15 protein-coding genes, 1 tRNA gene and 1 riboswitch are annotated in these 21,569 nt (G+C 73.6%); of the genes, 11 read left to right on the forward strand and 5 right to left on the reverse strand.

Annotation, left to right across the window (positions count from 1 at the left end):
* Positions 1-36: 36 nt before the first annotated feature.
* A complete protein-coding gene (locus tag ACFQTY_RS11025) occupies positions 37-684 on the reverse strand; it encodes a TetR/AcrR family transcriptional regulator (protein ID WP_378100312.1) in 648 nt (215 codons plus the stop codon).
* Positions 685-923: 239 nt separating this feature from the next.
* On the opposite strand from ACFQTY_RS11025, the gene ACFQTY_RS11030 reads away from it, so the two are divergent.
* Positions 924-995: transfer RNA gene (locus tag ACFQTY_RS11030), tRNA-Gln, on the forward strand.
* An 86-nt stretch (positions 996-1,081) separates the two neighbouring features.
* On the opposite strand, the gene ACFQTY_RS11035 is transcribed toward ACFQTY_RS11030, so the two are convergent.
* A complete protein-coding gene (locus ACFQTY_RS11035; RefSeq protein ID WP_378100314.1) occupies positions 1,082-1,918 on the reverse strand; it encodes a hypothetical protein in 837 nt (278 codons plus the stop codon).
* 233 nt (positions 1,919-2,151) lie between these two features.
* Here ACFQTY_RS11035 and tdh point away from each other — a divergent pair, with 233 nt between their 5' ends.
* Both tdh and ACFQTY_RS11045 read left to right on the forward strand, forming a co-directional pair.
* Positions 2,152-3,183 carry an L-threonine 3-dehydrogenase gene (gene tdh / locus ACFQTY_RS11040; protein WP_378100316.1) on the forward strand — a complete coding sequence of 344 codons (1,032 nt, stop codon included), beginning with the start codon at positions 2,152-2,154 and terminating at the stop codon, positions 3,181-3,183.
* Between the two features lie 3 nt (positions 3,184-3,186).
* A complete protein-coding gene (locus tag ACFQTY_RS11045; RefSeq protein ID WP_378100318.1) occupies positions 3,187-4,377 on the forward strand; it encodes a glycine C-acetyltransferase in 1,191 nt (396 codons plus the stop codon).
* Between the two features lie 13 nt (positions 4,378-4,390).
* On the opposite strand, the gene ACFQTY_RS11050 is transcribed toward ACFQTY_RS11045, so the two are convergent.
* A complete protein-coding gene (locus ACFQTY_RS11050) occupies positions 4,391-5,743 on the reverse strand; it encodes an MFS transporter (RefSeq protein WP_378100320.1) in 1,353 nt (450 codons plus the stop codon).
* Positions 5,736-5,844: riboswitch (TPP riboswitch) on the reverse strand. It overlaps the preceding gene by 8 nt.
* A gap of 109 nt (positions 5,845-5,953) precedes the next feature.
* Here ACFQTY_RS11050 and ACFQTY_RS11055 point away from each other — a divergent pair.
* The gene (locus tag ACFQTY_RS11055; protein WP_378100322.1) at positions 5,954-7,486 is read left to right on the forward strand and encodes a glycosyltransferase; all 1,533 of its coding nucleotides are present in this window, start codon (positions 5,954-5,956) and stop codon (positions 7,484-7,486) included.
* Here ACFQTY_RS11055 and ACFQTY_RS11060 read toward each other — a convergent pair.
* On the reverse strand, positions 7,461-8,342 hold the full coding sequence (locus ACFQTY_RS11060) for a PIG-L family deacetylase (protein ID WP_378100324.1): 882 nt from the start codon (positions 8,340-8,342) through the stop codon (positions 7,461-7,463). The genes ACFQTY_RS11055 and ACFQTY_RS11060 overlap by 26 nt on opposite strands.
* A gap of 76 nt (positions 8,343-8,418) precedes the next feature.
* Here ACFQTY_RS11060 and ACFQTY_RS11065 point away from each other — a divergent pair, with 76 nt between their 5' ends.
* The 6 genes from ACFQTY_RS11065 (at position 8,419) to ACFQTY_RS11090 (ending at position 15,704) form a co-directional block, all read left to right on the forward strand.
* Positions 8,419-9,801 (forward strand): PQQ-binding-like beta-propeller repeat protein, encoded by a 1,383-nt coding sequence (locus ACFQTY_RS11065; RefSeq protein WP_378100326.1) that lies wholly within the window; start codon positions 8,419-8,421, stop codon positions 9,799-9,801.
* Positions 9,802-9,958: 157 nt separating this feature from the next.
* Positions 9,959-11,467 carry a bifunctional UDP-N-acetylglucosamine diphosphorylase/glucosamine-1-phosphate N-acetyltransferase GlmU gene (gene glmU / locus ACFQTY_RS11070; RefSeq protein WP_378100328.1) on the forward strand — a complete coding sequence of 503 codons (1,509 nt, stop codon included), beginning with the start codon at positions 9,959-9,961 and terminating at the stop codon, positions 11,465-11,467.
* Positions 11,464-12,447 carry a ribose-phosphate diphosphokinase gene (locus ACFQTY_RS11075; protein WP_291763428.1) on the forward strand — a complete coding sequence of 328 codons (984 nt, stop codon included), beginning with the start codon at positions 11,464-11,466 and terminating at the stop codon, positions 12,445-12,447. Before glmU ends, ACFQTY_RS11075 begins: the two co-directional genes overlap by 4 nt.
* Before the next feature lie 279 nt (positions 12,448-12,726).
* The gene (locus ACFQTY_RS11080; RefSeq protein ID WP_291763426.1) at positions 12,727-13,350 is read left to right on the forward strand and encodes a 50S ribosomal protein L25/general stress protein Ctc; all 624 of its coding nucleotides are present in this window, start codon (positions 12,727-12,729) and stop codon (positions 13,348-13,350) included.
* A 93-nt stretch (positions 13,351-13,443) separates the two neighbouring features.
* On the forward strand, positions 13,444-14,067 hold the full coding sequence (gene pth, locus ACFQTY_RS11085; protein ID WP_378100331.1) for an aminoacyl-tRNA hydrolase: 624 nt from the start codon (positions 13,444-13,446) through the stop codon (positions 14,065-14,067).
* Between the two features lie 107 nt (positions 14,068-14,174).
* Positions 14,175-15,704: a sugar transferase gene (locus ACFQTY_RS11090; protein ID WP_378100333.1), complete on the forward strand. Its 1,530-nt coding sequence runs from the start codon at positions 14,175-14,177 to the stop codon at positions 15,702-15,704.
* A 99-nt stretch (positions 15,705-15,803) separates the two neighbouring features.
* Here ACFQTY_RS11090 and ACFQTY_RS11095 read toward each other — a convergent pair whose 3' ends face one another.
* On the reverse strand, positions 15,804-16,454 hold the full coding sequence (locus ACFQTY_RS11095; RefSeq protein ID WP_378100335.1) for a DapH/DapD/GlmU-related protein: 651 nt from the start codon (positions 16,452-16,454) through the stop codon (positions 15,804-15,806).
* Between the two features lie 233 nt (positions 16,455-16,687).
* On the opposite strand from ACFQTY_RS11095, the gene ACFQTY_RS11100 reads away from it, so the two are divergent.
* Positions 16,688-21,397 (forward strand): DUF4082 domain-containing protein, encoded by a 4,710-nt coding sequence (locus ACFQTY_RS11100; protein ID WP_378100337.1) that lies wholly within the window; start codon positions 16,688-16,690, stop codon positions 21,395-21,397.
* Positions 21,398-21,569: the final 172 nt, after the last annotated feature.

The following is a 21,569-nucleotide window of genomic DNA, read 5'->3' on the forward strand; positions in this document are numbered from 1 at the left end:
GTGGTCGCGGGGACCGGCATCGGACACGTCCGAAGATTACTCGACGTCGAGAGAGTTTCGGCGGCTCCGCGCCGAGGGAGCGGGCGCCGGCGTGCGGGAGAGCAGCGGCCGTCGCTCGAGCCCCTGCAGGCCGTTCCACGCGAGGTTGACCAGGTGCGCCGCCACCTCGGTGCGCTTGGGGCTCTTCGCGTCGAGCCACCACTGCCCGGTCAGGGCGACCATGCCGACCAGCATCTGGGCGTACATCGGCGCGGTGCGCGGGTCGAGGCCGGTCTGCTTGAACTGGTCGGCCAGCAGGTGCTCCACCTGCGTGGCGATGTCCCCGATCAGGCTGGAGAACGTGCCGGTCGCCTGCGCGACGGGGGAGTCGCGGACCAGGATGCGGAACCCGTCCTCGGACTCCTCGATGTACCCCAGCAGCGCCAGGGCGGTGCGCTCGACGAGCACGCGCGGGTGGCCACCGCCCTCCAGCGCCCCCGTGAGCGCCGCGAGCAGCGCCTGCATCTCCCGGTCGACGACGACGGCGTAGATGCCCTCCTTGCCGCCGAAGTGCTCGTACACCACCGGCTTGGACACCTCGGCGCGCGCCGCGATCTCCTCGACGCTGGTGTTCTCGAAGCCCTTCTCGGCGAACAGGTGCCGCGACACGTCCAGCAGCTGCGCGCGCCGCTGCGTGCCCGTCATGCGCGAGCGCGCGGATCGTCTGCTGTCGGCGGCCATCGGGCCATTGTGCCGTCCGGCGCCCGCGCGGCGGGCGGGCTGGCCGGGCGATACCGCGCGGCAGTGGCCCGCCTGCCACCGCGAGTCCCACCGTTGGTGCCGCTGAGCACCGCCACCGGCCCGTCGCGGGCAGCCGTCACCAGCCGTCCCGCCGCTGGCGCGCCCCGCCGGCTGGCAGACTTGCGCACCGACGATCGCGTCGGTCCGCCCTGGTGTAACGGCAGCACGCAGGCCTTTGGAGCCTTGCGGTCCAGGTTCGAATCCTGGGGGCGGAGCACGGCACGGCCGGCAGACCACCCAGCCGGTGGCCCAGCCCGGCCCCTTCCGGCAGGCGCAGCCGGGGCCCGACGCGAGCCGGCGGTCAGCCCCAGTCGCGACGAAGACGCGCCTCGACGTGCCGCTCGAGCTGGTGCTCCTGCGCCTCGATGCCGGTGCCGCGATGGACCGCGATCGCCTCGAGCAGGTAGGTGCAGAGCGCCTGCTGCACCTCGAGGCCGGCGACCGAGCGGCCGTTCTCCCGGTACCAGCGGAGCTGGGCCGCGGCCCGGGCGTACTCGTCGACGGCAGCGTCCACGGTGCGCAGCACCTGGCCGTCCGGCGTCAGGACGGGCTGTCCCTGCACGTCGGTGAAGGCGAGCGCGGGTGCGGCGGTGGAGACCGCAGGGGCGACGCCGGTCGCCTGCCACGTCGCTCGCTCCGCCGGCGAGAGGAGCCGGGTGGCGCGGGCGCGCCAGTGGTAGGGGACGTCGGGGTAGCACGTCGGGCACGCTCGCGCACCGGCCGCTTCCGCGACCTCGGCGACGGGCCGCCCCGACCACTCGGGCAGCCGGACGTGCTCGCGCCCCGCCGCGGCCGGGCACGCCGTCGTCGCGTGCGCCTGCGCAGGACCGCCGGCCACCGTGAGGAAGACGCGGGTCCAGCCGCCGCGGCGGTCGTGCTCGGCGTCGAGCTGGCCGATGCAGGCGCGCACCTCGTCGATCTTGCGCGCCTGCTCGCGCGGGCTGCCCTGCAGCAGCTGCATCTGGAAGTCGGAGGCCGCCCAGGCGGCGGCGACGCCGGTGGTCTGCCCGAAGATCTGCTCGGTGCGGCCGTGCTCGGAGGACAGCTCGACGACCTGCGCCTCGAGGCGGGTCGCGGTCTCGTCGATCTCCTGCGGCGTCATGCGGGCGATCTGGCGTGCGCTCGGCAGTCGGGCCATGGGTCCTCCACGTCGGCGTGGGTGGTCCCGATGGTCATCGGCGCACGTACGAACGGACATGATCGGCCGTTCGAATGAATCCGATCGTGCCCGGGTGTGCCCGATGAGTGGATCGCTCGCACCGGGCCGGGAGTCGCGTCGCGCGGCTGCCCGTCGGGGCTCCTCGGTACGCTGCGACGACGGGCCACCCCCGTAGCCGGCACAGCAGCCGGACACCTGAAGGAGTTCGCGCGATGAGGGCTCTCTACAAGAGTGCTGCGGCGCCCGGTCTGACCCTGACCGAACGGCCCGAACCGACCCCCGGACGCACCGACGTCAAGATCCGGGTGCGACGCACCGGGATCTGCGGCACGGACCTGCACATCGAGGAGTGGGACAGCTGGGCCGCGGGGGCGATCGACGCGCCGCTGGTCCCGGGCCACGAGTTCTCCGGCCAGGTCGTCGAGGTCGGGGCCGACGTCCACACCGTCGCGGTCGGCGACGTCGTGTCCGCCGAGGGGCACGTCGTGTGCGGCCACTGCCGCAACTGCCGCGCCGGCCGTCGGCACCTGTGCATCCGCGTCTCGAGCCTCGGGGTCAACCGCGACGGGGCGTTCGCCGAGTACGTCGTCGTCCCGGAGAGCAACGTCTGGCACCACCCGGACGACATCGACCCCGACCTGGCCGCGATCTTCGACCCGCTGGGCAACGCGGTGCACACCGCCCTGTCGTTCCCGCTGGTCGGCGAGGACGTGCTGATCACCGGCGCCGGGCCGATCGGGCTGATGGCCGCGGCGGTCGCCCGCCACGTCGGCGCCCGGTTCATCGTGGTGACGGACGTGAACGAGGCCCGCCTCGAGCTCGCCCGCGCGATGGGCGTCGACCTGGCGGTCAACGTCGCGCACGACCGGATCGCCTCCGCGCAGGAGCGCCTGCACATGCAGGAGGGCTTCGACATCGGCCTGGAGATGAGCGGGAACGCCAACGCGCTGCCGGAGATGCTGGACAACCTGACCCACGGTGCGCGGGTGGCTCTCCTCGGGCTGCCGAGCCGGCCCATCGCCGTCGACTGGGCGAAGGTGGTGTCGCACATGATCACCATCAAGGGCATCTACGGCCGCGAGATGTTCGAGACCTGGTACACGATGACCGCGATGGTGAGCACCGGCCTGGACGTCACGGGCGTGATCACCGACCGTTTCCCGGCCTCCCGCTGGCAGGAGGCGTTCGCCGCCGCGCGCAGCGGCGACCGCGGCAAGGTCATCATCGACTGGGACGAGGACTAGACCATGTACTCCAGCGTTCGCGGCCAGCTCGAGGACACCCTGGCGGAGATCAGGGAGGCGGGCCTGTACAAGACGGAGCGCCAGCTCGCCTCACCGCAGGCGGCGCACGTGCGGTCGGCCGGCAGCGACGTCCTGAACTTCTGCGCGAACAACTACCTCGGGTTCGCCGACGACCCGCGGCTGGTCTCCGCCGCGAAGGCCGCGCTCGACGAGTGGGGCTTCGGCATGGCGAGCGTGCGGTTCATCTGCGGCACGCAGACGCAGCACGTCGAGCTGGAGCGCAAGCTCTCCGCCTTCCTGCACACGGAGGCGACGATCCTGTTCCCGTCGTGCTTCGACGCCAACGGGGGAGTGTTCGAGGTGCTGCTCGGTGCCGAGGACGCGGTGATCTCCGACGAGCTGAACCACGCGTCGATCATCGACGGCATCCGGCTGTGCAAGGCGCAGCGGCTGCGCTACCGCAACCGCGACATGGCCGACCTCGAGGCGCAGCTGCAGGCCGCGAGCGGTGCGCGGCGCCGCCTCGTCGTCACCGACGGCGTCTTCTCGATGGACGGCTACCTCGCCCCGCTCGACGCGATCTGCGACCTCGCCGAGCGGTACGACGCGCTGGTGATGGTCGACGACTCGCACGCCGCGGGGTTCGTCGGCCCGTCCGGTGCCGGCACCCCGGAGCTGTTCGGGGTGCAGCACCGGGTGGACATCGTCTCCGGGACGCTCGGGAAGGCGCTCGGCGGCGCCTCCGGCGGCTACATCAGTGCGCACGCCGAGATCGTCGAGCTGCTGCGGCAGCGGGCCCGGCCGTACCTGTTCTCCAACGCCGTCCCGCCGTCGGTCGTCGCCGCCTCGCTCGTCGCGCTCGACCTGGTCGCGGACGGTGCGGAGCAGCGCGCGCGGCTGTGGGCCAACGCGGCGGACTTCCGGGCCCGGATGGAGGCCGCCGGGTTCGACCTGCTGCCGGGCGAGCACGCCATCATCCCGGTGATGTTCCCGGACGCCCACGAGGCGGTCGCGATCGCCGACGCCCTCCTCGAGCGCGGTGTGTACGTGATCCCGTTCTCCTACCCGGTGGTGCCGATGGGCAGGTCCCGGATCCGCGTGCAGATCTCCGCCGCGCACTCGCCGGAGGACATCGCCACGTGCGTGCAGGCGTTCGTCGAGGCCCGGGACGCCGTCCGGTCGACGCGGGCCTAGCTCCGCCGGACGTTCAGGCCAGCGGAGCGTCGACGTCCGGCTCCGGTCCCCACCACGCGGCGACGCCCAGCAGCAGCCCGCCGAGCACCAGCACGGCGGGCACGGCGGCGCCGGCCCCGACCGTGCGCTGCAGCACGGGCAGCCAGAGCGGGTAGAGGGCCGGCACCACCAGCGAGAGGCTGTACCCGACGCCGTACCCGCTGGCCCGCACGCCGGCAGGGAACCGCTCGGCGAGGTAGGCGCCGACCGGCGCGTACCCGGTCACGGTCACCACCTGCAGCACCAGAGCCAGCACGGCGACGGTGACCAGCCCCCGGGCCGCGAGCACGCCGGCCCAGGTCAGTGGCGCGGCGACCACCACGACGGCGGCGAAGCCCAGGAAGAAGCGTCGGCGCCGCAGCCGCGTCGAGGCGCCGCCCGCCAGGTGCATCGCGACGGCCGAGCCGGCCGTCGCCACCAGCAGCGTGAACGACAGCTGGCGCGCGTCGAGGTGCCCGCCGGCCCGCAGCTGGGCGGTCAGCGTGGGCACCGCCATCTGGGTCAGCAGCCACAGGCCGCTCATCAGCACGAACACCTGCCACAGCGCGCGGCGGTGGCTGCCCACCAGCACCTCCCGCAGCGGCCTGGTGCGGGGGGCCGCCGCCCGCCAGGAGTCGGACTCGGGCACCAGCGACCGGTAGTACAGGGAGAGTGCGCCGGCCAGCACGGCGCCGACGACGAAGGGCACGCGCCAGCCCCAGGCGGCGTACGCCCCGCCGGGCAGCACCGACGTGAGCAGCAGCACCACCGCCGAGATCGTGGCGTTGGCCCACGGCGACATCGCCATCACCAGCCCGCTCAGCGCCCCCCGCCGACGCGGTGCGCTCCACTCCATCGCCAACGGGATCGCGGCCGAGTACTCGCCGCCGACGAACACACCGCCGAGGAACCGCAGCAGCACCACCAGGGCGATCGTGCCGGCGCCGAGCACCCGGTGGTCCGGCACGACGGCCACCAGGGCCGTGGTCAGCGCGATGCCGGCGAGCGCCACCTGCGTGGTCGCCGTCCGGCCGAGGCGGTCGGCGAGCGGGCCCAGCACCACGGCGCCGAGCGGGCGACCGAGCAGCGTCGCGACGAACACCCACCCGGTCGCGGCGACCACGTGCTGCGCACCGAACACCCGGTCCGCGACCGGCGTCATGGTGACGACCGGCAGCATGATGTCGAACTGGTCGACGTAGTTGCCGAGCGCGCCCCCGCGCACGGCGCGCCGGCCGCCGTCGGCCCGGTCCGAGGGGCGCGGGGTCGACGTGGGCCGGGTCGACGTCGGCCGAGCCGACGCGTCGCCGGATGCGGTGCCGTCCACGGCCTGCCGGGCAGATGTCATCGGTCCCACTTCCTCCGCCGGCATGACCCGGGATCAGGTTCGACGGTCGTAGCGGCGTCGGCTACCTCTCAGCCCCTGCCGGGGCTCCCGTGTGTCGTGCGGAAGCGTAGCGGTGCCTGGGACAGGCCCCGTGCCTGCGGGTCAACCTCAGGGTCCGATGGGGGGAGAACCCGATGGTGCTCCGCACGCCGGCCCCGCCACGATGTCGGCATGGCGTTCGGCACCAGGACCCAGCCCCGTGCCCGATACTCGTCCCGGTTCCGCGTGGCATGGCCGGTGCGACACCATCGAGGGCACGAGGGGCGGTTCACGGACGTGGTCAGGGTGTGGGTCTTCGCCGACCTGCCGCTCGGGCAGGCCGCGGGTCCGTCGTACATGGTCGAGTCCTGGCAGCGCGAGCTGCGGATGCTGGGGCTCGAGCCCCGGACGTTCGCCCCAGCGGGCGGCATCGGGGGGCACCGTCGCGACGACGAGCAGGTGATCTTCCGCTCCCTGCACGACGTCGGGTACCCCGGCGACCACCACGCGCGGTACTCGGTGCTCGGCGAGCTGCTCCGGGCGCGCAAGGACCGTCCGGACGTCGTCGTCGTCTCGACCCTCGGCCGGGTCGGCGTGCTGGGGATCATCCTGGCGGCGTTCTACTCGATCCCCCTGGTGATGGTCGTGTCCACGGACACCACCGGTGCCACCGCCTACTACAACCCCCTGCGCGCGGTCTGGTCCGGCGGCGTCAAGCCGCTGCTGCTGCTGACCGTGTCCGCGCGTGCCCGCAGGGCGTTCCTGCGGCGGCCGACGGCCACGGGCGACCAGCCCGACCGTCGGGCCGGCCGGCTGGTGGACCGGACGACCGCCGCACTGCACGCCGATGCGCGGGAGGTGGTGCTGCTCTCCCGCAAGGGCCTGCCCACCTACGGAGCGCTCTGCCCGGACGCACACGTCACGGTCCTGCCGACGGGCATCGACCGGCTGCCCGCCGCCCCCGTGCCCACCGAGCTCGTCTGGCGTCCGGGTGCCCTGCGGATGCTGTACGTCGGGCGGTTCGCCCCGGAGAAGAACCTGCCCGTGCTGCTGCACTCCGTGCGGCGCGCGGTCGACCAGGGCGTCGACGTGCACCTGGCGCTCGTCGGCGGAGGGCCGCTGCGCGAGCGGCTGGCCGTCGAGGCCGAGCGGCTGGGCGTCGCCGACCGGGTCACGGTGATCGGTCCGTACCCGCGGGGCGAGCTCGGGGGCGTCTACGCCAGCGCCGACGTGTTCGCCTTCCCCTCGGTGGTGGACACGCAGGCGTACGTGCTCAACGAGGCCGCGCACGAGCGGCTGGCGCTGCTGGTGTCCGACACCGCGAACGGCGTCGTCGAGGACGGTGTGTCGGCGCTCGTCGTACCGCCCGACCCCGCGTCGTACGCGCAGGCGCTGGGCACGTTGCGGGACCGGGCGCTGCGCGAGCGCCTGGGTGCCGCGGCGCAGCTGCGCGCGCGGCAGCTCGGGGAGGGTCAGCAGTGCGCTCGGTTGGCGGACGTGATCTGCCGCGCCGCCGGCGGCCCCGGCGCCGACCCCGTCGATGACCTGACCCCGGGTCCGGCCGACGGCCTCGCCGCAGGCCGGACCACGGGTGCGGCGCTCGGCGCGTCAGACCTCTGGGACGGCGCGGTGCCCCTCGCGGCGGCGGACCTCTGGGACGGCACCGTCCCGTCGGTGGCACGGCGTCCGGTCGACGCCGTCAGCGAGGCCGTACCGACCAGATGACGTCGCCGCCGCGCAGCCGGTGCGCGCGGCGCAGCATCGGCCCCAGCTGACGCATCCCGCCCAGGGCCGGCGTCTGGCTGCGGTACTCCGCCACCGCGGCCAGGTGGCGGTCCTGCGACCAGCGGTCCACCGGGTGCACCGTGCACCGCCAGGCCAGCGACGTCCACCCGGGCACGTACGCGTCGAGCGACGGTCCCACGCCGATCGCGGCGGTCCCGGCGAGCACCACGCCCTCCGCCGGACCCGCCCACCCGGGCGCCTCGCGCAGCCGGCGCCACAGCGGGCCGGCGTGGATCCGCGTGACCGGGTGCCGGTGGCGCGCGCCGTTGCCCAGCGCGTAGAAGTCCTCGTAGAAGGCGACCCGGTCGGTCGCCTCCATGCGCAGGGCGGCGGTGAGGGCCGCGACCGCGACCTCGACGTGGTCGACGTGGTGACCGATCCCGAGCGGCGCCAGCACGCGCACCCCCGGACGCGCGAGCGCCTCGGCGACCAGGTCCTCCAGGTGGCCCAGCTCCTCGAACCCGGAGGAGCCGGCAGGCGTCCGGAAGGCGGCGCGCAGACCTCGTGCCGGGGGCCGCCGCCACACGCGCTCCGGCACGTCGAGGCGACGAGCACCGGCACCGAGAAGGGCCAGCGCACGGTCGTCCTCCGCCAGCCGCGCGGTGTAGTCGGCGAACCGCCGCAACCCGCGGGGCACCTGACCGGCCACCGGAGGTTGCGTGAACGCCGTCCAGACCTCCACGTCCTCGCCGGCCGCGACCCGCCGCGCGATGTGCGCGCCGAGGGACAGGGCGGCGTCGTCCAGGTGCGGCGAGACGACCACCAGCCCGCCGCTCGCCGCCACGGCGCCGATCATGCCAGCGCCGCCTCCCGGAACCGCGGCCCACGTCGATCCGCACCCGGTGGCGCCTCCCGCTGGTTACCGTCGGCTGGTGCCCTCCGCGATGGTGCCCATCGAGCTCGACGACGAGCGTGCGCCGGCGCCGGGTCCGCGGCACCGGCCGCCCTCAGGCCGCACCCGGGTGTGGCTGCTCGGGGGCGCTGCTGCGGTCGTGCTCGCACTGGTCGCCGGCCAGTGGGCCGCGGACGCCTGGGCCCGCGCCCGCTGGGAGCGCCTGTCCGACCGCACGGAGGTGGTCGCGCCGGTCGACCGGTCGCTGACGGTCCGCTGGTCGCTCGGCCCGTCCACGTTCGTGTCGGTCAGCCAGGGTGTCGCCTGGCGCGGGACGGTCGTCGGCCCCCTCCTCGGGGCGGACGGCTCCATCGGCGTCGTCGAGCTCGACGGCCGTGACGGCCACGTGCGCTGGACCAGGTCGGTGATCGGACCGGACACCGCCCGGAGCGCCAAGGAGGGTGCGCTCCGCCCGACGGGGTCCTGCGAGCGGGTCCCGGACGACGCGTCCCGCATCGTCTGCCTGCTCACGGACGCGGTCGTCGTGACCGCGGGGCCCTCCGTCAGCACCTCGCAGGCGACGCAGGCCCATCTCGTCGTGCTCGACCCGCGGAACGGCTCGGTACGGGCCAGTCACGCCATCGCCGCCGACCTCTCGCACCTCGGTGTCGTTCTCCGCAGCGGGCTGGCGGTCCTGGTGTCCTCCACCCGGCACCAGGTGGTGGGCGTGGACACCGGCTCGGGCGTCGAGCGGTGGCGCACGGCGCCGTCCGTCCTGCAGGACGGGAGCGGCCACGGCGTGGTGCGCGTCGGGGAGCTGGTGGCGGTGGCCGGTGACACGGCACTGGACCTGCTCGGCCCGGACGGGAAGGTTCGCCGCTCCGTCGGCCTGCGGGGCTACGCGGGTGCGCAGCCCCTGGCGGACGGCCGGCTGGTGCTGCCGGACGCGGCAGGCACGCTCGTCGTCGGCCCCGACCGCGACCTGCACCTCGACGGTGTCCCGGTGGGCATCGCGTCCGACGACGGCAGCCTTCCCGGCCTCACGCTCCTCCGGAGCGGCGTCCTGCGGGCCTTCGACCCCGACGGCCGGCAGCTGTGGCAGCTGCCGGGTGCCTCCCCGGCGGGCGTCGTGGTGCTGGGCGGCGTCGTGTACGTCACCCGGGACGGGGGTGTGACGGCGGTCGACGGGTCGACCGGGGCGGTGCGATGGCAGGCCGCCCTGCCGGTCCAGCAGCTGCCCCCGGTCACCGACGGCCGCGTCCTGATCGTCGCGCTGGGTACGGACGTGGCGGCGCTCGACCTGCGGACGGGTGCGGTGCTGTGGCGTGCCCCGCTACCGGCCGGCCACCCGCGGCTCCTCGGGTTCGACGGGCTGCTCCTCGCGATCGCCCAGGACGGCTCGGACTTCGTCGTCATCGGCTGATCGGTCGCCCCGGGGCGAGCGTCCGACGAGGTCGGCGCCGGTCCGAGGCGGCCGGGCGGCCGGTGCCGCGGCGGTAGACTCGGGTGCACGGTCCGCCCCGCCCGGCGCGCGTCGCGCCCGGCAGATCCCGCAGAAGCCCGCGAGGAGCACCCTGAAGGTGACGATCCCCCGCCCCGCAGCCGTCGTCGTCCTCGCCGCGGGGGAGGGCACCCGGATGCGCTCGGCCGTCCCCAAGGTGCTGCACACGTTGGCCGGTCGGTCGATGCTCGGTCACGCGGTGACCACCGCCCGCGCGCTCGAGCCGGAACGCGTCGTGGTGGTCGTCCGGCACGGGCGGGAGGCGGTCGTCGAGCACCTCGCGCAGATCGACCCCGAGGCGCTGGTGGCCGACCAGGACGAGATCCCGGGCACGGGCCGTGCGGTCCAGGTGGCGCTCGCGGCGCTGGACGCGGCGCAGCAGGTGGACGGCTCGATCGTGGTGATGGCGGGCGACGTGCCGCTGCTGGACGCCGGCACGCTGCAGCAGCTGCTGCTGGCGCACCACGAGGACGCCGACGCGGTGACGGTGCTCACCACCGAGGTGGCGGACCCGACGGGCTACGGGCGCGTGCTGCGCGAGCCGGGCACCGGTGACGTCGCGGGGGTCGTCGAGGAGAAGGACGCCGACGACCAGCAGCGCGAGATCCGCGAGATCAACACCTCCACCTACGTGTTCGACGCGGCGGTCCTGCGTTCGGCGCTGACCCGGCTCGGCCGGGACAACGCGGCCGGCGAGGTGTACCTGACGGACGTCCTGGCCATCGCGCGTGGCGACGGCGGCCGCGTGCGGGCCCTGCGCACCGATGACACGCTCTCGGTGGAGGGCGTCAACGACCGCGTGCAGCTGGCCGTGCTCCGGGCGGAGCTGAACCGCCGCATCCTCGAGGACTGGATGCGGTCCGGGGTCACGGTGGTCGACCCGGCCACCACCTGGGTCGACGTGGACGTCGACCTCGCCCAGGACGTCACGCTGCTGCCCGGCACCCAGCTGTTCGGCGCCACCACGGTGGCGAGCGGCGCGACGATCGGCCCGGACACCACGCTGACGGACGTCGAGGTCGGCCCGGGTGCGTCCGTCGTCCGGTCCCACGGCTCGCTCGCGGTGATCGCCGCCGGCGCGACCGTCGGCCCGTTCTCCTACCTGCGTCCCGGCACGGTGCTCGGCGAGGGCGGCAAGATCGGCGCGTTCGTCGAGACGAAGAACGCGGTGATCGGCACGGGGTCCAAGGTGCCGCACCTGTCGTACATCGGCGACGCGACGATCGGCGACCACACCAACATCGGCGCGGCCTCGGTCACGGCCAACTACGACGGCACGACGAAGCACCGCACGACGATCGGCTCGCACGTGCGCATCGGCGCGGACACGATGCTGGTCGCGCCGGTGACCGTCGGCGACGGCGCGTTCACGGGCGCCGGCACCGTCGTCCGCCGCGACGTGCCGCCGGGCGCGCTGGCCGTGAACGCCACCAGCCAGCGCACGGTGGAGAACTGGGTGCAGCGCACCCGGCCCGACTCGGCGGCGGCCGAGGCCGCTGCCCGCGCCCGCGGCCTGCGCCCACCCGACGACCCTGCCCCCGCCGCCGACCCCACCCCTGCACCCGAGGACAAGGACACCGCCCGATGACCGGCATCATCACCACGGACGGTGAGAAGCGACTCGTGCTGGTCTCGGGCCGTGCTCACCCGGAGCTCGCGACCGACGTGGCGCAGCACCTCGGCGTCGAGCTGGTCCCGACCACGGCATACGACTTCGCCAACGGCGAGATCTACACGCGGTTCGGCGAGTCCGTGCGCGGTGCGGACGCGTTCGTCCTGCAGTCGCACACCCGTCCGGTGAACACCTGGATCATGGAGCAGCTGCTCATGGTCGACGCGCTCAAGCGCGCCTCGGCCAAGACCGTCACCGTCGTCGCCCCGTTCTACGGCTACGCCCGCCAGGACAAGAAGCACCGCGGTCGCGAGCCGATCTCCGCCCGGCTGATGGCGGACCTGTTCAAGACGGCCGGCGCCGACCGGATCATGAGCGTCGACCTGCACGCCGCGCAGATCCAGGGGTTCTTCGACGGGCCGGTCGACCACCTGTGGGCGATGCCGATCCTCGTGGAGTACGTCCGTACCCGGGTGGACACCTCCAACGTGACGGTCGTCTCGCCGGACGCCGGGCGCATCCGGGTCGCCGAGCAGTGGGCGGCCAAGCTCGGCGGCGGCCCCCTGGCGTTCGTGCACAAGACCCGGGACATCCGCCGGCCCAACCAGGCCGTGGCCAACCGGGTGGTCGGTGACGTCGAGGGCCGCAACTGCGTGCTGGTCGACGACCTGATCGACACCGCGGGCACCATCTCCGAGGCGGTCCGCGTGGTGCTCGAGGCCGGTGCGAAGGACGTGCTCGTCGCGGCGACCCACGGCGTGCTGTCCGACCCGGCGGTCGCGCGCCTCGAGGCGTGCGGCGCCCGCGAGGTCGTCGTCACCGACACGCTGCCGATCGCCGAAGAGGTGCAGTTCCCCAAGCTGACGGTGCTGTCCATCGCCCCGCTGCTGGCCCGCGCGATCCGCGAGGTCTTCGACGACGGCTCCGTCACGTCGCTGTTCGACGGGCAGGCCTGACCCTCGCACCACGCACCGGTCGGCCGGGGTTGGGAGCCACCCCCGGCGACCGGTAAGATCCTCGGGTTGCCTCGGCGAGGGATGTCGGACGGTCGGCCGTGGGACCCGCAGCGATGTGGGCCTCGAACGGGCGTCCCGGCTCCGTGATCGACTGGGTGCGGATGCCTCCGCCTGCCCGTCCAGCGCCCCGCGTCGAGGCCCACCGACCTGATCGCTCTACATCGCTTCCGACTTCCGTCGTGCGCCTCGTGGCCGCGACACCGACCACGAGGAGACACCATGGCCGAGACCAAGCTCGTCGCCACCGCCCGCACGGAGTTCGGCAAGGGTGCGGCCCGTCGCCTGCGCCGCGCGCACCAGATCCCCGCCGTCCTGTACGGCCACGGCACCGCGCCGGTGCACGTCGCCCTGCCGGGCCACGAGCTGATGCTGGCGGTCAAGCACTCCAACGCGCTGCTGGCGATCGAGCTCGACGGCAAGACGACGCTGGCCCTGGCCAAGGACGTCCAGGTCGAGCCGGTGCACCAGGTCATCGAGCACGTGGACCTGCTGATCGTCCGCCGCGGCGAGAAGGTGACCGTCGACGTGCCGGTGCACGTGGTCGGCGAGTCGGCCCCCGGCACCATCCACGTCGTGGAGACCCAGACGCTGTCCCTCGAGGCCGACGCGACGGCGCTGCCGGACCGCGTCGAGGTGTCCATCGAGGGCCTCGAGGACGGTGCGATCGTGCACGCCGGCGGGATCACCCTGCCGGCCGGCGCCACGCTGCTGACGGACGCCGAGCACATCGTGCTGACCGTCTCCGTGCCGCGCGCCTCCGCCGAGGACCTCGCCATCGAGGAGGCCGCCTCCCAGCTGGCCGACAAGCAGTCCGCCGCCAGCGCCGCGGCCGCCGAGGCCTGATCGAGCGACGCTGCGTGACGCGCCCGGCACCGACACGGTGCCGGGCGCGTCCCACGTCCGGGCACGTGAAGCGACAGACGGGAGAGTGACCTGGTGACCGACTCGCCGTGGCTCGTCGTCGGGCTGGGCAACCCCGGATCCCAGTACGCGGGCAACCGGCACAACCTCGGCGCGATGGTGGTCGAGGAGCTGGCTCGCCGCACCGGGAGCACGCTGGGCCGTCCCGGCGGCCTCGCGGGCCGTCGACCGCAGGCGACCGTCGCGGAGGCGCGGCTGGGCACGTTGCCCGGAGGAGCGCCCGGCCCGCGCGTGGTGCTCGCCCGGCCGACGACGTACATGAACGAGTCCGGCGGTCCTGTCGCGGCCCTCGCCCGCTACTACGGCGTCCCGGCGGAGCGGACGGTGCTGGTGCACGACGAGCTGGACATCCCGTTCGCCGACGTCCGCGTCAAGCAGGGTGGGGGAGAGGGCGGCCACAACGGTCTGCGCGACACCAGCCGGGCGCTGGGGACGCGGGACTACGTCCGCGTCCGCGTCGGCATCGGCCGGCCACCCGGCCGGATGGACGCCGCCGACTACGTGCTGCACGACTTCGGGTCGGCCGAGCGGGCCGAGGTGCCGTGGCTGGTGGACCACGCGGCGGACGCCGTCGAGGTCGTCGTCCTCGAGGGCCTGCACGTCGCGCAGCAGCGGTTCCACACCAAGGACCCCGGCTAGATCACCCGCACGAAGCGGGTGAAAGGTCCCGAATCGGACAATTGGGTCTTATCCCCACAGAACATCCGCAATAGCCTCAACCCCGACACCTGATCGGGGGGCGGGGCATGACGGATCTTCGGGACTTCACCGTGACGACGGCCGAGCTGGCCGCGCTCACGGAGCGCCGACGCGCCGCGGGCGGACCGCGCCGGTCGTGGGCCTCGACCCAGCCGTTCGTGGCCGGCGAGCAGGTGGCTCTGGAGGGCGCCGAGGCGGAGTCCTGGCGACCGGCGTCGGCCCGCTACACCCGCCGCGCCGTGCTGCTCGACCTCGGCCTGACGCTGGCCTGCGCGACGTGGGCGGTGGTCCTGGCCCAGCTCGAGGTCCCTGCGCTGCCCGCGGTCGGTGCGGCCGTCGTGGCGTTCCTCGGCACGATCGTGCTCGGCCACGGGTACGACCGGACGGCCGTCGGCGACGGACCCCGGGAGTTCCAGGCGATCCTGTGGGCGGGCCTCGCCGCGGTGGTGGTCCCCGCGCTCGCCGGCGCCTTCGTCGGTGTGGCGTTCCCCCGCCTGCTGGTGGTGGTGCTCGCGGTCCTGCTGACCATGGCGGTGTCGGTCGGGCGCTACGTCCTGCGGCGGTGGCTGCACGGCAACCGGCGCGACGGTCTGGCGATGGCGCGCACCCTGGTCGTCGGCGACCCGTCGTCCGTGCACCAGGCGATCACCGACCTGCGCGCGTCCACCCACCACGGGTACCGCGTCGTCGGCATCTGCCTGCCGTCGGTGACCGACGAGCCGCCGCAGGACGGCGTCCCGGTGCTGGGTGCCCTCGCGGACGTGCCGCAGGTCGCCTACGACCACCGGATCGAGACCGTCGTCGTCGCCGGGGCGGTGCTGACGGGAGACGCGCTGCGTCGGCTGTCCTGGGCGCTCGGCCGCACCGGTGCCGACCTCGTCGTGGCGCCGGGCCTGGTCGAGGTGCTCGGTCCGCGGGTCAGCGTGCGTCCGACCGCCGGGCTCTCGCTCCTGGAGGTCCAGACGGTCGCGCCGCGGCGACGGCTGCTGGTCAAGAGCCTGCTCGACCGGCTGCTCGGCACGGGGCTGCTGATCGCGGCCGCCCCGGTGATCGCCTTCGCGGCGCTCGGTGTTCGCCTGTCGAGCCCCGGTCCGCTGTTCTTCCGCCAGGAGCGGGTGGGCATCGACGGCCGGCCGTTCACCATGGTCAAGCTGCGCAGCATGTACATGGACGCCGAGGAGCGGAAGGCGGCGCTGCTGGACCGCAGCGACCGCGACGGCCTGATGTTCAAGATGCACGACGACCCCCGTGTCACACCGGTGGGTCGGGTGCTGCGTCGGTTCTCGATCGACGAGCTGCCGCAGCTGTGGAACGTCGCCCGTGGCGACATGTCCCTGGTCGGCCCGCGGCCGCCGCTCCCGGAGGAGGTCAGCGCCTACCAGGACGCCGTCTTCCGCCGGCTGCACGTACGGCCCGGGCTGACCGGCCTCTGGCAGGTCAGCGGCCGCTCGGACCTGTCCTGGGACGAGTCGGTGCGCCTGGACCTGCGGTACGTCGACAACTGGTCCGTCGCGATGGACCTGCTCATCCTGTGGAAGACGGGCCGTGCCGTGCTGGGCTCGGCGGGCGCGTACTGAGGGCCTCCGTCCCGGTGGATCGGCACCAGCTGCCGGCGGCCGGTCCGCCGCCCGGACGGGCGACCGTAGCCCCTCACGGTCGCCCCGCTGATCCGGGGCTCAGGCGGACCGGTCGACCGGCGTCAGGGTCTCGCCGTCCTGCACGTAGAGCTCGCCCGTCACCGGGCACCGCCACCGTCCCTCGCCCGCGTCCTCAAGGGGGTGCCCGGCGCGTCCCACCCAGCGGATCCGCCGAGCCGGCACCCCGGCGACGAGTGCGAAGTCCGGCACGTCCGTCGTCACCACCGAACCGGCGGCCACCAGCGCCCAGCGCCCCACGGTGACGGGCGCGATGCACACCGAACGCGCGCCCAGGGACGCCCCGGTCCGCACCGTCACGCCGACCGCGTGCCAGTCGTCGGCCGACTTCAGGGTGCCGTCCGGGTTGACCGCCCGCGGGTAGAAGTCGTTCGTCAGCACCACCGCCGGCCCGACGAAGGCGCCGTCCTCGAGCACGGCCGGCTCGTAGACCAGCGCGTGGTTCTGGATCTTGCACCGGTCGCCCACCCGGACGCCGGGGCCGATGTAGGCGCCTCGGCCGACGATGCAGTCGGCCCCGACGACCGCGTCCTCGCGCACCTGCGCGAGGTGCCACACGCGCGTGCCGGCACCGACGGAGGCGCGCGGGTCGACGTCGGCGGTCGCCGCGATCGTCGGTCCGGCGGCGGCGTCGTGCTCACCGGACGCGGCTGCGTGGGGCTCATCGGACATGGGTGCCTCCAGCTGGCTCTGCGGCGGTCGCTGCAGCAGCCGCCGCGGTCATCATGCCGGGCCGGTCGGACCACCCACCGGTCAGCGCGGGTGATCTTCGACGAGGACGTATCCGCTGCCCGGTTAGGGCCCTATTGTCCGGATATGGACCGGTACAGCAGCCGGTCGTACGTCGCGCGTACCCGGACTCGCCGGTGAGCGTGACGGTCAGCAGAACGGGACCGGAGCAGGTCATGGGTCGTCGCACCACCACCGTCCGCCGGGCAGTCGCTGCATGGACCGTCGCCGCCGTCGCGGGAGCCCTGGGGCTCGTGGCCCTCGCGGTGCCGGCCAGCGCCGCCGACCCGTGCGGCACCGGCAGCAACCCGATCGTGTGCGAGAACTCCAAGCCGGGCACCGACCCCTCGGTGTGGGACATCACCGGGGCCGGTGACGCGAGCATCCAGGGCTTCGCCACCGACATCTCCGTCAACGTCGGCGGGACGATCGGCTTCAAGATCGACACCGCCGCCACGGCCTACACCATCGACATCTACCGGACCGGCTGGTACGGCGGGCTGGGCGCCCGCAAGATCGCCTCGGTGACGCCGTCGGCCGCGCTGCCGCAGAAGCAGCCGCAGTGCATCAGCGACGCCACGACCGAGAACTACGACTGCGGCAACTGGGCGGTCTCGGCCACGTGGACGGTCCCCACCACGGCGGTGTCCGGTGTCTACGTCGCCAAGCTGACCGACCCGAAGCTCAACGACTCCAGCCAGATCACGTTCGTCGTCCGCGACGACTCGAGCCACTCGAGCATCGTCATGCAGACGTCCGACCCGACCTGGCAGGCCTACAACACGTACGGCGGCTCGGACTTCTACCAGGGCGCGGCCAACGGCCGGGCCTACAAGATCAGCTACAACCGGCCCGTCTCCACCCGGGGCCTGAACAGCGGCCGCGACTTCTACTTCAGCTCCGAGTACGCCACGGTCCGGTTCCTCGAGCAGAACGGGTACGACGTCAGCTACCTGTCCGGCGTCGACACCGACCGCTACGGGGCGCTGCTGAAGAACCACAAGACCTTCCTGTCCGTCGGCCACGACGAGTACTGGTCGGGGGCGCAGCGGGCCAACGTCGAGGCGGCGCGGGACGCCGGGGTGAACCTCGTGTTCCTCAGCGGCAACGAGGTGTACTGGCGCACCCGCTACGAACCGTCGATCGACGGGACGTCGACCAGCTACCGGACGCTGGTGTCCTACAAGGAGACCTGGTCGGACGCGAAGATCGACCCGTCGCCGCAGTGGACCGGCACGTGGCGCGACCCCCGGTTCGCCTCTCAGGCGAACGGCGGCGGCCTGCCGGAGAACGGTCTGACCGGCACGCTGTACATGTCCAACAACACCGACCTGGCGGTCCAGGTCTCCTCCACCGAGGGCAAGCTGCGGCTGTGGCGCAACACGTCGCTGACGTCGCTGGCCCCGGGCACGACGGCCACCCTCGCGGCCCACACCGTCGGCTACGAGTCCGACGAGAGCCCGGACAACGGCTTCCGGCCGGCAGGGCAGATCTTCCTGTCCACGACGGTCGGCGCGGTCCCGCAGTACCTGCAGGACTTCGGGACGGTGGTCCAGCCCGGCACCACCACCCAGCACCTCTCGCTGTACCGCGCCTCCAGTGGTGCGCTGGTGTTCTCGGCAGGCTCGATCCAGTGGTCGTGGGGTCTGGACCAGACGCACGACGGGGACGGCGCCGCGGCCGACCCGCGGATGCGGCAGGCGACGGTCAACCTGCTGGCCGACATGGGCGCCCAGCCGCTGACCCTCGCGGCGGGCCTGACGGCGGCGACCGCGTCCACCGACACGGTCGGACCGACCACCGTCATCACGTCGCCGATCGCCGGCGCCGCCGTGCCCAACGGCACGAGCGTCACGGTCACCGGCACGGCGTCGGACAGCGGCGGCGGGGTCGTCGCCGGTGTCGAGGTGTCCACCGACGGTGGGACGACGTGGCATCCGGCGACGGGTACGACGAGCTGGTCGTACACCTACCAGCAGGCGGGGCTGGGTAGCACCCCGATCCTGGCGCGGGCCATCGACGACAGCGCCAACATCGGCACGGCCGCCTCGGTGTCCGTCGGCGTCTCCTGCCCCTGCACGCTGTACGCGTCCACGGTCCCGGCGGTGCCGGCCGCGTCCGACACGTCGGCCGTCGAGCTGGGTCTGAAGTTCTCCACGACGACCGCCGGCTACGTCACCGGCGTGCGGTTCTACAAGTCCACCGCGAACACCGGGACGCACGTCGGCTCGCTGTGGACCAGCTCGGGGCAGCGGCTCGCGTCGGTGACGTTCTCCGGCGAGTCCGCCAGCGGCTGGCAGAAGGCGACGTTCTCCCAGGCGGTCGCCGTGTCGGCCGGGACCACGTACGTCGTCTCCTACACCGCGCCGGCCGGCGGGTACGCCGTGCAGAGCGGTGCGTTCTGGTACGCCGGTCGGACGCAGGCGCCGTTGGCGGCGCCCGGCGGCTTCGGCAGCTACGGCGGCGTCTACGCGGCGGCGGGTGCCTTCCCGACGCAGACGTACGGCGCGTCGCAGTACTACGTGGACGTCCTGTTCTCGGACGTGAACACCACCCCGCTGACCATCAGCGGTCAGACGCCGCTGCCGGGGTCGACCAGCGTGCCGCCGGGGACCCCGGTCCAGGTGACGTTCTCCAAGGACGTCACACCGTCGTCCGTGGCGCTCACCATGGTGTCCGGAAGCGGGACGTCGGTGGCCGGTACGACGACCTACGACTCGACCGCGCGCGTCGCGACGTTCACACCCGGCGCCGCGCTCGCGGCGTCGACCAAGTACACCGTGACCGCCGCGGCCACGTCGAACACCGGCGGCGTCAGCGGCGGGGCGTCGTGGAGCTTCACCACGGCAGCGCCCGACCAGGTGGCCGGCGGCTCACCCGTGTCGCTCTACAACGACTCCGCGACCCCGGCCACGCTCGAGGTGCCGGACTACTCGGCGGTGACGCTGGGCACCCGGTTCGCGAGCAGCTCCGACGGCGTCGTCAACGGCGTGCGGTTCTACAAGGGACCGAACAACGGCGGCACGCACGTCGGTGCCCTGTGGGCGGTCGGCTCCAGCACGCCGTTGGCCCAGGTGACGTTCACCAACGAGAGCACCGAGGGTTGGCAGACCGCGACGTTCTCGACGCCGGTGAAGATCACCCATGACACCGAGTACGTCGTCTCGTACCGCACGACGGTCGGTCGCTACTCCGCCACCGCCGGCGCGTTCTCCGGCACGGGGGTGCAGCGTGCACCGCTGCGCACGGCGAGCGACAGCGGCATGTACTCCTACGCCGACGCGTACCCCGGCTCCACCACGTCCACCAGCTACCTGGTCGACGTGGTGTTCACCCCGGCGGTCCAGCCGCTCACCGTCGTCTCCCAGACCCCCGCCGCCGGCGACGTCGGCGTGGCGACCGGGACCACGGTCTCCGTCACCATGAGCGCGCCGCTGGCGTCGGGCGCGACGCTGTCGCTCGCGGCCGGGTCCACCCCCGTCACGGGTACCAGCGCCCTGTCGGGCGACGGGCTGACCCTCACGTTCACTCCGGCTGCCGCGCTGGCCGCCGGCGTGACGTACACCGCGACGACGAGCTCGCTCACCTCCACCGGTGGCGTGACGTCGGCACCGGTGACGTGGTCGTTCGCCACCGCCAGCGCGGGCGGCTGCCCGTGCACGCTGTTCGGCTCGGTCGCACCGCAGACGGCGGCCGCCAACGACGCGTCCTCCGTGGAGCTCGGTGTCGCGTTCACGCCGACGCAGAGCGGGCTGATCACCGGCGTCCGGTTCTACAAGGGGACGGGCAACGGCGGCACGCACACGGGCACCCTGTGGAGCTCGACCGGGACGGCGCTGCGGACCGTGACGTTCACCGGTGAGTCGAGCAGCGGGTGGCAGACGGCCACCTTCAGCACGCCGTACGAGGTGACGGTCGGCACCACCTACGTCGTCTCGTACCTCGCGCCCCAGGGTCACTACGCGGTGACGTCGAACTTCTTCACCGCCGACGTCGTCAGCGGGCCGTTGACGGCACCGGCCTCCGGCAACGGGCGCTACCTGTACGGCGGCGGCTTCCCGACCAGCACGTGGCAGCAGTCGAACTACTTCGTCGACGTGCTGTTCACCCTCGCGCCGCCCAGCCCGCCGACGGTGACGTCCACGGCGCCACCGGCCGGTGCGACCGGCGTCTCCACGGGCGCGACCATCTCGGCGACCCTGTCCAAGGCGCCGGCGTCGGGCACGCCCACACTGGCCCTGACCGGTCCGTCCGGTGCTGTCGCCGGTGCGGTGTCCTACGACAGCACCTCGCTGACGGTGACGTTCACGCCGTCCGCGGCTCTGGCGGCCGGCACGTCGTACTCGGCGGCGGTCAGCCTCGGCGGGACGGCACTGACGGGCGGGTCGTGGACGTTCACCACCGCGGCGCCCGCGCCGACGGCCGTCACCATCTGGCCGGACAGCACCGTCCCGACGTACCCGTCGTGGAACGACCCGGCCACCGTGCAGGTCGGCACCCGGTTCACCGCCAGCGTGGCCGGCTCCGTGACCGCGATCCGTTTCTACAAGGGAGCGGCGAACACCGGCACGCACACCGTCATGCTGTGGGGCCCGAGCCAGACCCTGATGGCTCAGGCGCCGTCCACGTCGGAGTCGGCGTCCGGCTGGCAGACGGTTCCGCTCCCGGCGCCCGTCACGCTGACGGCGGGGCAGACGTACACGGCGTCGTACCTGTCCTCGACGGGTGGGTACGCCGTGACGCCCAACATGCTCGCGAGCCCCGTCACCTCCGGTGTGCTGTCCACACCGGCGGGCGCCGGTGCCTACGTCTACGGCTCCGGGTTCCCCGGTTCGTCGTCGAACTCCTGGTACGGGGTCGACCTGGTGTTCGTCCCGGCGGGCTGACGCGAGCCGCTCGACGCCGGACGGTTCCGCGGACGACACCGCGGACCGTCCGGCGTCGCGCTGCTCCGATCGGGTTGTTCACCCCGCACCACCGGGGTGAAAACCCGACATACCGGGTCACAGCGGGCGCGTCGCCCGTGAGACTGGACGGACCGAGCGAATCGAGGGACGT

The organism is Cellulomonas sp. T2.31MG-18 (genome assembly GCF_964266755.1).
Lineage (GTDB): Bacteria > Actinomycetota > Actinomycetes > Actinomycetales > Cellulomonadaceae > Cellulomonas.

Coding starts and splice junctions, on each gene's coding strand:
- ACFQTY_RS11050 (WP_378100320.1), bottom strand. CDS start 5,743: ATGACATCTGCCCGGCAGGCCGTGGACGGCACCGCATCCGGCGACGCG.
- ACFQTY_RS11080 (WP_291763426.1), top strand. CDS start 12,727: ATGGCCGAGACCAAGCTCGTCGCCACCGCCCGCACGGAGTTCGGCAAG.
- ACFQTY_RS11075 (WP_291763428.1), top strand. CDS start 11,464: ATGACCGGCATCATCACCACGGACGGTGAGAAGCGACTCGTGCTGGTC.
- ACFQTY_RS11035 (WP_378100314.1), bottom strand. CDS start 1,918: ATGGCCCGACTGCCGAGCGCACGCCAGATCGCCCGCATGACGCCGCAG.
- tdh (WP_378100316.1), top strand. CDS start 2,152: ATGAGGGCTCTCTACAAGAGTGCTGCGGCGCCCGGTCTGACCCTGACC.
- ACFQTY_RS11045 (WP_378100318.1), top strand. CDS start 3,187: ATGTACTCCAGCGTTCGCGGCCAGCTCGAGGACACCCTGGCGGAGATC.
- ACFQTY_RS11090 (WP_378100333.1), top strand. CDS start 14,175: ATGACGGATCTTCGGGACTTCACCGTGACGACGGCCGAGCTGGCCGCG.
- ACFQTY_RS11095 (WP_378100335.1), bottom strand. CDS start 16,454: ATGTCCGATGAGCCCCACGCAGCCGCGTCCGGTGAGCACGACGCCGCC.
- ACFQTY_RS11025 (WP_378100312.1), bottom strand. CDS start 684: ATGACGGGCACGCAGCGGCGCGCGCAGCTGCTGGACGTGTCGCGGCAC.
- ACFQTY_RS11055 (WP_378100322.1), top strand. CDS start 5,954: ATGGCGTTCGGCACCAGGACCCAGCCCCGTGCCCGATACTCGTCCCGG.
- ACFQTY_RS11100 (WP_378100337.1), top strand. CDS start 16,688: ATGGGTCGTCGCACCACCACCGTCCGCCGGGCAGTCGCTGCATGGACC.
- ACFQTY_RS11060 (WP_378100324.1), bottom strand. CDS start 8,342: ATGATCGGCGCCGTGGCGGCGAGCGGCGGGCTGGTGGTCGTCTCGCCG.